At 42.2% G+C, this 14,155-nt stretch carries 12 protein-coding genes; 1 reads left to right on the forward strand and 11 read right to left on the reverse strand.

Translation table 11 applies throughout. From position 1 onward, the window contains the following. Complete coding sequence (locus tag N3A72_08180; protein MCX7919567.1) at positions 1 to 1,527, forward strand: family 10 glycosylhydrolase; 1,527 nt, start codon at positions 1 to 3, stop codon at positions 1,525 to 1,527. Between the two features lie 213 nt (positions 1,528 to 1,740). On the opposite strand, the gene N3A72_08185 is transcribed toward N3A72_08180, so the two are convergent. From N3A72_08185 to priA, 11 genes are all read right to left on the reverse strand, one after another. Next, on the reverse strand, positions 1,741 to 2,070 hold the full coding sequence (locus N3A72_08185) for a non-heme iron oxygenase ferredoxin subunit (protein MCX7919568.1): 330 nt from the start codon (positions 2,068 to 2,070) through the stop codon (positions 1,741 to 1,743). Further along, positions 2,060 to 2,410, reverse strand: a complete 351-nt coding sequence (locus N3A72_08190; protein ID MCX7919569.1) for a ferredoxin:thioredoxin reductase — start codon at positions 2,408 to 2,410, stop codon at positions 2,060 to 2,062. Before N3A72_08190 ends, N3A72_08185 begins: the two co-directional genes overlap by 11 nt. A 93-nt stretch (positions 2,411 to 2,503) precedes the next feature. Beyond that, entirely contained in the window at positions 2,504 to 2,758 is a 255-nt protein-coding gene (locus tag N3A72_08195) for a glutaredoxin family protein (protein MCX7919570.1), read from the reverse strand. A gap of 5 nt (positions 2,759 to 2,763) precedes the next feature. Then, a complete protein-coding gene (locus N3A72_08200) occupies positions 2,764 to 3,075 on the reverse strand; it encodes a Rieske (2Fe-2S) protein (protein MCX7919571.1) in 312 nt (103 codons plus the stop codon). A 30-nt stretch (positions 3,076 to 3,105) separates the two neighbouring features. Then, positions 3,106 to 4,731 (reverse strand): citrate transporter, encoded by a 1,626-nt coding sequence (locus tag N3A72_08205; protein ID MCX7919572.1) that lies wholly within the window; start codon positions 4,729 to 4,731, stop codon positions 3,106 to 3,108. Between the two features lie 131 nt (positions 4,732 to 4,862). Further along, positions 4,863 to 6,062, reverse strand: coding sequence for a family 10 glycosylhydrolase (locus N3A72_08210; protein MCX7919573.1), 1,200 nt, complete (start codon positions 6,060 to 6,062; stop codon positions 4,863 to 4,865). A gap of 15 nt (positions 6,063 to 6,077) precedes the next feature. Further along, positions 6,078 to 7,085, reverse strand: a complete 1,008-nt coding sequence (locus tag N3A72_08215; GenBank protein MCX7919574.1) for a LacI family transcriptional regulator — start codon at positions 7,083 to 7,085, stop codon at positions 6,078 to 6,080. Positions 7,086 to 7,228: 143 nt separating this feature from the next. Beyond that, complete coding sequence (locus N3A72_08220) at positions 7,229 to 7,810, reverse strand: queuosine precursor transporter (GenBank protein MCX7919575.1); 582 nt, start codon at positions 7,808 to 7,810, stop codon at positions 7,229 to 7,231. Positions 7,811 to 7,905: 95 nt separating this feature from the next. Continuing rightward, complete coding sequence (gene mnmG, locus N3A72_08225) at positions 7,906 to 9,774, reverse strand: tRNA uridine-5-carboxymethylaminomethyl(34) synthesis enzyme MnmG (GenBank protein ID MCX7919576.1); 1,869 nt, start codon at positions 9,772 to 9,774, stop codon at positions 7,906 to 7,908. 90 nt (positions 9,775 to 9,864) lie between these two features. Then, complete coding sequence (locus N3A72_08230) at positions 9,865 to 10,854, reverse strand: ROK family protein (protein MCX7919577.1); 990 nt, start codon at positions 10,852 to 10,854, stop codon at positions 9,865 to 9,867. Positions 10,855 to 11,776: 922 nt separating this feature from the next. Continuing rightward, positions 11,777 to 13,864: a primosomal protein N' gene (gene priA, locus N3A72_08235; GenBank protein MCX7919578.1), complete on the reverse strand. Its 2,088-nt coding sequence runs from the start codon at positions 13,862 to 13,864 to the stop codon at positions 11,777 to 11,779. Positions 13,865 to 14,155: the final 291 nt, after the last annotated feature.

Raw genomic sequence — 14,155 nt, forward strand, 5'->3', positions numbered from 1 at the left:
ATGCGAACAATTATTTTCGGATTATTGCTGGTTATTCTTCTTTTTCCTGATATGGCAAGAAAAAGCAAAGCACAAGAGCAAGTTACGTTCCCGCAACGCGAATTTCGCGGTGTATGGATAGCTACGGTTAATAATATCGATTGGCCATCGCGAAAAGGGTTACCAGTTCAGGAACAACAGCAGGAGTTAATCAAACTATTCGATTTATGTACTGCACTAAATTTAAATGCGGTAATCTTCCAAGTTCGTCCGGCAGGAGATGCGTTTTATGCATCGAAACTCGAACCATGGTCGGTCTGGTTAACCGGAGAACAGGGAAAAGCGCCCGATCCCTATTACGACCCGCTAGAATTCGCAGTTGCTGAATGTCATAAACGTGGATTAGAACTCCATGCATGGTTTAATCCATATCGTGCCGGGTTTACTTCGCAAGCTTCTTTCGCATCAAATCATATTTCGAAGACTCACCCTGAATATGTTCATCGGTATGGGCAGAATTATTGGATGGATCCCGGCGAACCGGAAATCAAACAGCATACCGTGAATGTTATTCTTGATGTGGTTCGTCGTTATGATATTGACGGCGTACATTTTGACGATTATTTTTATCCGTATGCGGTTCCGGGAGAAGCATTTCCGGATAGCAATTCGTATAGCAAATATACGAGCGCAGGTGGAAAACTCAAATTAGATGATTGGCGCCGAGAGAATGTCAATTCGATGGTTCAGCAGGTATATCTCGGGATTCTAAAAGAGAAACCGTGGGTAAAATTCGGGATTAGCCCGTTCGGAATCTGGCAACCGGGATATCCGCCGGGAATAACCGGATTGAATGCTTATGCGACGTTATATGCTGATTCGCGAAAATGGCTGCAAGAAGGCTGGGTAGATTATTTCACCCCGCAACTCTATTGGCGGATTGATTCGCCTGGGCAGAGTTATCCGAAACTACTCGAATGGTGGTTACAGCAGAACATTCGTGCGCGGCATATCTATGCGGGGAACATTCTCGGGGGTGGCGGGTCACGGGCGGCAAGTTCAACCGCAACGACTGCAGCGAATCGCGAAATCGTCAATCAGGTTAAAATTACTCGAGAACAAAAAGCGCTTGGAAATATCTTCTTTAGCATAAAAGGATTAGTTCGGAATCGCGGAAAAATCCAAGAAGTATTCCAACAAGAAATATATCCGCAAAAAGCGCTGGTTCCAGCAATGGAATGGAAACGGAATTATTATCCCGAGCAACCCGCACAGGTTACCGCAGTTTCAAAAGGAAATACTATCATGCAGCTCGAATGGAAACCAGTAAGATCCGCTCGAGACGATCGCGCATTATGGCGGTGGGCGATATATCGCCAAATCGGAACGGCAAATTGGGAACTTATCGCGATTCTGCCTGCTTCGTTAACGAGTTTTGCTGATACCCTACCATCGGATATCAAAATAGCTGATATTCGGTATGCAATAACAGCAGTAGACCGTGTATCGAATGAAAGCAAACCGACTATAACCTCGGTTTCTAAATAACCCCATTTTCTAGCAAAATACAATACAAATTCAACCTACCGCAGCACAAAGACACCAAAATATATTACCGTTTTGATGTCTTAATGTACCTATTTATCTATCTCTTTTCGGTTGGGTTATCCCGTAGAGGAACAAGAGCGGCTTTAACCCGCTCTTGTTTTTATCCGTATCTCCAAGGGTTTTAAGATACTGGGGTAATGTATTAAACCTCAATTATATTTCAATTTGAATAGAATCGTTATCTATCTTAACTGGGTAAGTAGTTAGATTATGAGTTTCTAGGTTGGGGGTATTGCGGAGCATCGGGAAGCATAATGCTTCTCCAGTTCGGATATCGAACTGGGCGAAATGCAATGGACAGGTGAGTATATATCCATCAAGGGTTCCGCCGGTATGGAACGGTGCACCGATATGTCCGCAGCGATTTTCAACTGCATAAATCCTGCCCTGTAGATTCCCGAGCAGGATTCGTTTCCCCTGGACTTCAACGGCAATCAATCCACCGGGCGCAATATCCGATAATTTCGCTACTTCAATGAACATCAGCTATTCTCCTTTTCGCTTCTTCAGCCGAAATCTGCTCTAATTGCTCCGGATTGGTCACATCTTGATGAACGAACAACCCGCACCAACATCGTTTCATCACATCAAAATGTTCCCGATGATATGGAATACATGGGCAAATAATCCGTAGATTCCGTTCTCGGTCTTTGGTTAACCCTTGGCAGGGACAATAGGGACTACCATGTTTCTGTTCTAATTTTACTTCCTGTTCGAGCAGAAATTCAACTAATTCCGTATCCGGACTGAATTTATATCCTAACGGTTCAACCACTCTCTGATAGAAATAACGCAACGCTTTTTTCCGAGATTCAGAATTCATTCGGTTATGTTATAGTCGGCAGTTACCGGTGGTTAGTCTCAAAACAAAAAACCGACAACTGTTTTACCATTTGAATTTACATCGTTGAATGTATTATGACGTTAATCCTAACGCTTCTAGGAATTGGTCTGGATGATAACCAATGATAACCTTATCCCCGATGAGTACAACCGGAGTTGCGGTTGACCCAGAAATATCCAACATTTTCTGAAACGTTTGCTCCTGTTCATCTTCATCCAACAAGTCGCAATCTACATAGTCAAATGGAATGTTCCGTTCTTCAAAAAACTGTTTGGTCTTCTCACACCATGGACAAGTACTTAACGCATAAATAAATACTTTTTTCATAGTATTTAATCCTTCAAATTAATATATATTTTCCCAGCTTCTCGTTTCAATGCATAGATTGGGATTTTGATTTCTTTCGCTTCGACCATTTGTCCTGTGCGGATATCGAATTTCCATGCATGGCAAGGACAGGCGAGAATAAATCCATCGAGTTTCCCGGTGTGAAGCGGACACCCCATATGGGCGCAGATATTCGATATCGCATACATCCGCTCGCGCTGTTTAATCAATAAAATCGGGATACCTTTCGGAGAAACCAAATGTATCCGATTTTCGGCTATCTTATTTTCATCTATAACATAATGCCAAGACGACATAGTATTGAAATCCGAAATCCAACGGTTCCATTATAAATAACTCATTGCAGAAATGACTAACCCAATCGCTGCAAGAACCCAGATATATGGAATGAGCTTTTTCGTTATCGCGATAACATCTACTCCGAGATAACTGGCAATCCAGACATTATGGGTATTGGTTGGGTCGCAAACTCCTTGAATTGCACCGACGGATATAAATAATCCCATAATCGCTGGCGGAGGTAACGTTCCCGTCGCTAGCATTATCCCCGCAAGTCCAGAACCCATCCCCCAGACATTTAACGGACCGCGATATAACGCTAACGGTGCGAGTAGAGTGAATACTACAAGATATCCGAGTCTACTACTGGGAATAATGCTCGATAACAGCGGTTGTAAATATCCTTTAACGGTCTCCAAGGTAACCGATTTTAATAGCATCCCGATGCCAATCATTAACAATACTGCGGGAAGAACACTTTCTGCGCCTTCAAACAGCGCTTGCGTAAACGATTTGATAGCTCCTTTCTCCCAAGTAGTGATTAACCCCCAGATTAATCCGGCAATAAACGCAGCAAAAAATGGTACCTTGAATAATAAAACTAAAATGATCGGTACGAGCGGAGTCAGGAGCGCTAGAATACTGATTTTCTTTTTCGTCGGTTCCTCCGTTTGAATTTCTTCTGCCCAATAATGCACCATATTTTTTTTGCGTAATCCGATAAGAATAAAAATTAATCCGATAAGAATGTATAATCCGGCAATTTTGATTGCAAAAGCACGGGTGATATCGGTTGGAACCCCGAGCGTATTTTCATAGAACACCCAGCTACCAGGGAATAATGAGCCGCCAGCACAAACTCCAATTAACATTACCCCTGCAGCGATTAACGGCGGCGTCCCGAGCGAAAGCATAATCGGGAAGATAATACTGCCGACCATAATAATCGCACCTAATCCCCCGAGCGTGATAAACAATCCGGCAGTAACCAGCATCATAACAATAGCGACAACGACCGGTTTATCTCCCGCAAGCTCTGCTGCGATTCGGATGATCGCTTCTGCGATTCCTTTTTTCCGAACGAAAAGCGCGAGCATCCCGCCGAATAATGCTAACGTATACGCTTCATGCAAACGCAATGACCCTTCGCCGATAACTACTTTCAATACATCATTATTCGCTGCTAAATCGCGTAGGTAACTGAACGATTTACTCAATCCACTCGTCGTCAATTTCGTCCAGATTTGCGAGCCGTATGAAGTCAAAATGATTACTTCCCGTTCGGTAAGTTCAGCCGATTTACCATATTGGATCCCAAGATAATAGGTTTGGCCATCAAATAGCCGCCGAGGAATAGTCCTACTATTCCCTAGGATAACTGAATACGACCTATTCGTTACTTTAACCGACTGCGTTTCCGACCATAACGGTGTTCCGCCGGTTGATTCACTATAGAGACTAAACGTTATGTTTTGCGATTCTGCTGGTGCTAGCTGAACTGTCTCCGGAACTATACCTTGATAGCTACTGCCAAGAAAAAGTAACGGAATACTGCCGATAATCGCAAATAGAATCGCCATAAGCGGTAACGCTAACAACGCAGAAATTTTATTCAGATACATTAATACCATCATGATTAAAAAGATTACTATTAATACTATTCCGATAACCATGGGTATCCTCCTGTTAAATAGTTAAATAGTTAAGTTTAATAGATTCAATTCACCATAGACATAAAAATCACTACTATTTACCTCCATTATATTCTGTGTATCTTTATGCCTTAGCGGTTAGGTGCAGAAGTTTATTTCATATTTCCAAGATCGATAAAAATATTGGGGAACGTAGTCATCCAACTATAACAGAAAACGACTACGCCGTTACAGCCCATATCTCGCGCAAGTTGAATCTGCTGGGTTAACTCCGGATGTTTCGTTCCTGCACGAACTGCTAATCCCGGATACACCGGAACAACTCCAGAGTTTGATTGCGATATTTTTATCTCTTCTTGAATCCCATCAAGGGAATAACGATAACACATCGGAGTTAAAAAATCTAAATATCCTTCCTGACACCAGGTCGCCCAATCCTGCAATCGGCTATCATGAAATCGGTTTTTATAATAATCTGGGAAAACGGCGGCTGATAATTTCACCGATTTATTCTTCTGCTTAATCTCTTGGTTAATCATCGCTACGACATCCGTCACCTGTTGTTCTCGGAATCGCGACCATTCTAGCCATTTAACGGTATCTTTAGTTCGGTCAATCGTTCTCGGGTCATAAGCATATAATCGTTTAAATTTATCGAGTGCATAAGCATTATAACCGAATTGGCTGGTTCCCGCAGCGTAGCGGATATAATCGAGATTAATCCCAGCGATCGCATAGGTTGAGCAGAGTTCAGCAACTAATTCTTTTAATTTCTGCTGAACCGCAGGCACTGATGGATTAACAAAATAATGGTTCGATTCGAATTTTTCAGTCGTTATACCATTTATATCCAAATCTAACCAATCCGGATGTTCATCGAGAAGCGGCGTTTGCGGATTATCCGTTTCCGGGCTTGGTCGCCAATAAAATATTTCCAGCCAACAATGGATTTCAAGATCCCGTTTCTTAGCTTCGTTAATAAATGTCTGAAGAACATTTTTTCCGATATACTCCGGCCGTTGTGGAAAAACTCTGCTCGGATAGATAGTAAATCCATGGTAGAACGTTTCAACAAACGCCATGGTAAACCGTGCGGTGGTTAAATCATCCAGAATTTTCGGTATTTCATTTATATCTTTCGGAGGACGAATCCATACCCCACGGTGTTCAATCAGTTTCGGCTGAGTATACTGAGTTCCTTTGTTTTTTGAAAAAACGGTGATACAACTATTTACCGTAAACAATAAAACGAGAGTGAAAATTATGGAAAGAAAACCAACGTGAATCTGAACGGGTTGATGCCTTTTCGGTCTTCTATTCTTCGGTTTTTTCGTCAATCCAGATAATCCCATATGCAATGCATACAACTACTTTTTCTTCGCACCACAGGATTCGCGAATAACTAATTCCGTTTCCAACAGTGAATCTTTAACTGGTTTCCCGCTAATTTTCTGAATGAGTTTCTCAGCGGCTATCGCGCCCATCTGATATTTCGGTTGTGATACCGTGGTTAACGGTATTTCAACCAATTCACAGATACTCAAATCATCTGTGCCAACTAGCGCGATATCTTTAGGAATAGTTAATTTCGCGTTTCGAATAACCTGCATCGCACCAACCGCTACCGTATCACAAACTGCATACACTGCCGTCGGACGTGGTGACATTTGCAGGACTTTTTCCATCGCTTGTGCGCCGGCTGAAATCGTAAATCCGCTTTGGATAATTCTTTTTCCATTTGGGTCAAGTTTATATTCACATAACGCTTTCTGAAATCCAGCCAGCCGATGCCGGCTCAACATCGCATGCGGGTTTCCTGCTAAATGAACAATATCCCGATGCCCAAGTTGTAATAAATGCTTCGTTGCAGTATATCCGATTTTTTCATCATCGACACTAACAAACAATCCTTTTACTCCTTGAACCCGTGAACCGATATAGACTACGGGTTTCTTCTCTCGATAAATAATTTCATCTAAGTCAATCACATCACTCCCGAAAACCGGTGAAATAATCAACCCGTCAACGCCCTTACTTAACAACAATTCAACATACTTTATTTCTCGTTCTGTATCGCCTTCTGAAGTATTTAAAATAATACTATACCCTTCTTTTGCAGCAACTTCTTCTATCCCTTGAATAATTTCCGGGAAAAATGATGACATGATATCCGGAACCACTAACCCGATAAGAAACGTCTGTTTTTTAACCAAACCTCGCGCCATGATATTCGGGCGGTAGTTTAACTGTTTTGCGATGCGAAGCACCCGTTTTTTCGTCGACTCACTTATTCTCGGGTCTTGATGGAATACGCGAGAAACAGTCGTATGCGATACATTTGCACGTTTCGCAATATGTTTGATAGTTACGCGCATAACCTCATCATTAATAAAACAATTTTAGATTGATCGGAACCGATTCAAACGGATGAAATCTCTCCAATGAAATCCACACATTACGTTGAAAATTATAACGTAATCTGTCTCTATTAACAATAAATTGATTGTGATAGTTGCGTTCATTGTCTTCTCTGTCGAATAAGATAGATTAACGGTATGCTAATAAAAGTGACCGCCATTTTAACCATATATTGTCCAGTAATCAATGGAACAACCGGAAGGACACCGATAAAAGCGATGCTAATAAATAATACACTATCGATCAAGGTTGATACAGCATTACTTATCAGCACTCGCGCCCATTTATGTTTTCCGACGTTTTGCCGCCACCAAGCGAATACTTCCGTATCAATCAGCGAACTGATAAGATAAGCAACTAAACTTGCGAAAACGATTCGCGGCGTTGACCCCAACACACTGGAAAACGCAACGTTATGAGGATAAAATTTCGCTGGCGGTAGAAGGATAACCAGCTGAATATATGCTGCTAAGATGATATTCGCAACGAAAGCGGCATATACTACCTGCTGCGCACCTTTTTTCCCAAGTTTCTCATTTATCAAATCTATCAGAGTGAAGGTTAACGCATAAATGAATACCGCTGCTGGCACAACGATATTCCCCATAGCAATCGGTTTAGATGCAGTGACATTGGCTATCAACTCACAGGCGATATAGAGTCCAATTAATAGAATCGGCATAACTAAAAATACCTCGGAAGAACTTAAAAACGAAAGCACGGAAAAATTTTTCTGATGTTGTTTAGTTCTTCCGTTCCTTTCTTCTTCCGAGAATATTACTTTTTTGCTTGGAGATGGATTAAAAGTACGGTGATATCGCTCGGTGAAACTCCAGCAATTCGCGATGCTTGTCCCACAGAAATTGGTTTGATTTTGTTTAATTTTTCTTTCGCTTCATTACTCAACCCTGATACCGATGAATAATCTAAATCCGACGGTAGTATTCTCTGTTCCAACTCTTGAAATCGAGCGACTTGCGCTAACTGGCGGTCGATATATCCCTGATATTTCGTCATAATCGTTACCTGTTCTGCAACCGGCGCAGGAACCTGCGCTGATTCCGGATTCAGCTGGATTAATTCCGCATATCGAATTTCCGGCCGTTTCAATAATTGCTCTAAACTCGCTACTTCAAACTCCGGAGTCTGGAGTTTGGTATTTTGAATTTTAACATACGTTTTTTTCAGTCGTTCTCGTTCTTTCTCAATTGCAGACCGATATTCATTAAACGCTTGATATTGTTCTTCTGGTATCAATCCGAATTTATATCCATAGTCCATCAACCGTAAATCCGCATTATCCTGCCGTAATAATAACCGATATTCTGCCTGGGAAGTAAACATCCGATACGGTTCCTGAGTCCCTTTCGTTACCAAATCATCAATTAAAACCCCGATATACGCTTGTGACCGGTCAAGAATAAACGGCGGTTCACCGCGCAATTTCAATACCGCATTAATCCCCGCCATCAACCCTTGCGCCGCTGCTTCTTCATATCCGGAGGTACCGTTAATCTGTCCAGCGAAATATAAGTTCTGAATAAGTTTCGTCTCCAATGTTGGCAGAAGTTGGGTCGGTGGAACGAAGTCGTATTCGATTGCATAGCCCGGTCGCATAACTTCGACTTTTTCTAAACCGGGGATTGTTCGCAAGTATGCTATCTGCACGTCTTCTGGTAAGCTGGTAGATAATCCGTTCGGATAAATCGAAACGGTATTTCTCCCTTCCGGTTCTAAGAAAACTTGGTGCCGATCGCGGTCTGGAAACCGCATAACTTTATCCTCAATTGACGGGCAATATCGCGGTCCCCGCCCTTTAATTACTCCGCAATATAACGGTGAACGGTCAAGATTATTCCGAATCAATTCATGGGTTTGCGGCGTGGTAAAAGTTATATAACATGGAACCTGAACAACGTTAATTTCTTTTGTAGAAAACGAAAATTTCGGCGGAGGAACATCGCCATCCTGCCGAGCTAATCTCGAAACATCTATCGTTCGTCCATCTAACCTTGGGCAAGTGCCAGTTTTCAATCTCGCTAATTCGAATCCCAGCGACCGTAAACTATCAGATAACCCGATAGCAGGAAACTCGCCTGCTCTCCCTGCGGGATACTGTGATAACCCGATATGGATAAGCCCATTTAGAAAGGTGCCAGTTGAAACGATTACAGCTTCAGCATAATATTCCCGACCGGTTTGCGTGCTAATACCACGTACCCGATTATCTTCAACGAGTAAAGAATCTACCATCGCTTGTTTGATTGTCAATCGCGGCTGGGATTGGAGAACTCGCGTCATTTCCAGCCGATATGCTTCTTTATCCGCTTGCGCCCGTGGTGCCCGAACTGCTGGTCCTTTCGCTGTATTCAGCATCCGAAACTGGATTCCGGTTTTATCGATAGCTTTCCCCATTTCGCCACCTAGCGCATCTATTTCCCGCACCAAATGCCCTTTCGCTAGACCACCAATTGCAGGATTGCATGGCATTAACGCGATGGTATCCAGATTGATGGTTAGAAGCAAGGTTTCGCAACCCATCCGCGCAGCAGCTAACGCCGCTTCTATGCCAGCATGTCCCGCACCAACGACTATGATATCAAATTTTTTGGATTCTATATTCTTTTTCTGTTCAATAGCTTCCATATCCTAGCTACAGGGATAAAAAAATAACCGCTAAGTACGCTACGATAATTCCAAAAATTCACTCAAGAGAACTTTTTTGCGTTTTTGCGGTTAGCCTATAAGTTCTTTCAATGCAATTCCAGCGGCGCCAATTGCTCCGGCATATTCGCCGAGTTTCGCCGGAAGAATTTTAACCCGTTTCGCTGGTTGTGGGAACGCGCGTTTTTTCACTTCTTCCCGAATCGGATTAAATAGATATTCTCCAGCATTAATCATTCCACCGGAGAACACTATCATCTCCGGATTGAAGATATTTACCAGACTCGCTGCCGCAATCCCAATATACCGCCCGGTCTCTCGCATAATATCTTTCGCTAACGTATCACCTTTCAACACCGCATCATATATCATCTTTGCAGTAACCTTATTCAAATCATTCTCTGCCAGTTCCCGGAGTATACTTTTCCTACCGAGCCGTAACGCATCTACCGCACGATTAACCATTCCGGTTGCCGAGGCGATGGCTTCTAGACAACCATGATTCCCGCAATTACAAACCGGTCCGTTCGGGAAAACCGATATATGTCCAAGTTCACCGGCGGTATCATCCGGTCCGCGATAGAGTTTTTTATCAATAATAATTCCGCCGCCGATACCAGTTCCGAGTGTTAACATAATCAAATTCGAAACCTTTTTCCCTGCACCAACCCAGAATTCGCCATACGCTGCCGCATTCGCATCGTTATCTAAGAAAACTGGGATTGTATTTCTAAACGCTTTTTTCACCATATCACGTAAAGGAACATTCACCCAGCCATCCAAATTCGGTGCATCGATAATAACGCCGGTTTTAGTACTCAACGGACCCGGCGCACCAACTCCAATAGCGATAATCTGATTAATTTGAATTTTCGCTTTCGCTACGGTCGCATAAATGGTATCAACAATACGGTTGACTACCGCATCTACACCTTGTTTCACTTCACTTAAACATTTAACTGATGCGATAACTTTCCCGTTGATATCAGTAACCACGGTTATAATCGTCGTCCCACCTAAATCTACACCAATAAGATATTTCGCTTTTTTTGATTTATCCATATTGATCTAACAGCTTGTAAAATAAGTCATGGAGTTAGGTAAAGAGTAAGTAGTGAGTTATGGTGTTGGTCTTAAGTGTTACTCTTATACCTACTTTACTTCACTTAGATACCTAACTCCTTGACCATAACCATACTACTAAAACGAAGTTTGATTTACCCATTTTGGGGCATTATTTAATTTTATCCTAAACTCGTTTGGTTTAGCTAGAGTATCGCAGGCTGTCAGCCAGCTTGATTATACAATATAAGTTTTGTGTAAAATTCAAAATGAACGGATAACTCTCGTTCTTTCAATTGGAAATGAAAATTATGACCATCGGTTAGAATTAGCTGAACTTGCATTGAGCTCCGGCAGAGTTCAATGCAACCCTACTGTAATTGCAGGCGTTCATCTTTTTATTTGTTCAAGAACAACGGTAATCTGGTAATACCTAATTTTGATTCGTCACGAAAGTTGAAGTATACCGGTTTAATAAAGGTTGTAGAAGATACTACTCTCTTCTGATTTTAAGGGGATTTAGAATCGGATTGCTGCTAATCCACCTGTTTATCATATATCTGCGGAAGTTGAGCGAAAATCAAATGCATACTGTCTTTATCTAGATAATCTTTTTTAATTAAAATTATCGCTGCATTGGTTTTCGCCCGAGAATTCCCTTCGTTAAGCAGTGCAACTAATTCCGATTTACCAAGAGGTTTTCTTTGATTACTTTATTTATTAATCCTTGAGTAGGTTCTCCACCACCAATATGAGATAGTTTATATGCTACTCCGCCCTGAATAAACCGGGGCTGAAAGTATATCGCAGTTATAATCAACGCGATTGCGGCAATATGATTGATGTATAAATTACTTTATCATATTCTTTAAACGTATTAAATCCAAATTGCATAGTTATTTTTCTTACCAATCTAAATAAATCACATCATCTGAATCGGGTCAACGTCGATAGTGATTGAAGTATTGCCTATTTTCGTTCGTTGCGGAAGTTGGAGAATACTGGTTTGGTAGAGTTCACGGAGTGCGCTCGTTTCTTTCGCTTTCAAGAGGATTTGGAACCGGTATTTCTTCTGCAATTTCGGGATCGGCGCAACCGCAGGACCGTATATTTCAACTATCGGTGATTTCGTGGTTTCATCAATCTGAACATTCTCACGTAACAAATCCGCTAGGTTCACTACGACCGAGCGCGCAGTTTCGAGTTTCCGATGTGAAACCACAATTAATCCGAGATGCCGGAACGGTGGATAAACCAGTTTCTTCCGATTATTCAATTCGAATTGATAGAATTCATGCCGAGTATTCTGTTTAGCAGCAATAATCGCCGGATGATTCGGATAAAAGGTCTGAACGATAACTTCGCCCGGAATATTCCCGCGACCAGCACGACCAGCAACCTGGGTTAATAAGGCATAGGTTCGTTCCGCCCCGCGAAAATCCGGCGCGGTTAACGAGGTATCCGCATTAATCACGCCGACTAAGGTTACATTCGGAACATCAATTCCTTTCGCTATCATCTGGGTTCCGACTAATATATCGGTTTTCCCAAGGATAAAATTTTCGAGTACGGTTTCATATAATCCTGGTGATTTCCGGATATCCATATCTAACCGCGCGATGTTCGCTTCTGGAAATAACTGGCGCATTTCAGTTTCAACCTGTTCGGTTCCAACCCCAAGATACCGTATCAATTTTCCACCGCATTCCGGACAGAGTTTCGGTATCGGATATGTTTTCCCGCAATAATGGCACTGCAGCTGGTTAGTGGTTAAATGATAGGTGACGGTTGTCGAACAATCTTCGCAGAGTTCTCGATGCCCGCAAACGCGACAGAGAACGATTCGCGCATATCCCCGCTGATTCAAGAATAAAATCGTCTGCTCTTTTTTTGCTAATCGGTCAGAAATCGCTTCTCGTAATCGCCGACATACGATTTTCGCTTCCGGGTCAGCTAGAACTTCATCTTTTATATCAATTATGGTAAATTTCGGCATTAACCGATTATCAATTCGATTCGGTAATTCAGCTAATTGATATTTATTTATTTTCGCATTGTAATAACTTTCAAGCGAAGGCGTTGCGCTCCCGAGAACGACGGTCGCATTCAGCATTTTCCCACGGAGCACCGCTACATCGCGGGCGTTATATCGTGGGGTATTCCCTTGTTTATAGCTGGTTTCATGTTCTTCATCAACAATAATGAGTCCAAGGTTGTATAATGGAGCGAATACGGCTGAGCGCACGCCAACGACGATCCGAATATCGCCGCGTTTAACTGATTTCCATTGCTCATATCGTTCGGATGGTGTTAATCCACTATGGAGCACTGCAACCTTATTTCCGAACCGGTCTTTAAACCGTTTAACGATTTGATAGGTTATCGCTATTTCCGGAACCAGCACCAATGCGGATTTCCCTTGTTTCAAGCATTCTGCAATTGATTGCAGGTATATTTCAGTTTTCCCGCTGCCAGTAACACCATACACCAGAATGGTTTTAAATTGATTTACGTGCAAGCTTTGAACAATTAAATCGAGTGCTCTCTGCTGCTCTCTCGTCGGTAGTTGCGGTTCGCGCGGGATAACCTCAATGCGGGAAAATAAATCTGAATGCGAACTTAGAAAACTATACGGCAGTAGCGACGAGTCAGTTAACGTTTTTTTCGATCTCGCTTTTCTAGCCGGGGGAGTAACTAATTTCAACACTTCACCCCAAGCGCAAGCATAATAATCCGCAACCCATTTGGTTAACGAGAGTAAATGTTCATCGATAACCGGTGCTGCATCAATCAACCGTTCGAGCGATTTAAGTTCTCGCACTTTCGGAACATCCGGAAATGCAACGATATATCCGATTTTTTTTCGCTTTCCGAACGGAACCCGAACCCGCATCCCAATTCGAACCTGTGATTTCATATTTTCCGGAATCAAATAATGGAATAATTCCGGTATCGGAAGGTTTAACGCAACGGCTGCATAGTTCGGTAACCTCTGATTATTTTTTTGCATAGACAATTTATGGTTATCCAGAATCAATAACTTCAGCAAGAGAAAATAATATTTCTAAACAAATGTAGCATACCATACATTCCAGTAAACTCCAATTACATTTTGGTAATCGATGGTAACTTTTTTACCCATTGTTAACGGTTGCGACCGGCTCGGTACAGCTTAACCGCAATACATCACTTAAAATCTACCTTCTGATAACTTACCATCCTGATTTGATTAACCTTAACGGAATTTAACGGTTTCGAAGTGATACCCGAATTGATCGGTTCAATTCGGGTTCTACCCCGC

The sequence above is a fragment of the bacterium genome (genome assembly GCA_026416715.1).
In the GTDB taxonomy this organism is placed as follows: domain Bacteria; phylum UBP4; class UBA4092; order JAOAEQ01; family JAOAEQ01; genus JAOAEQ01.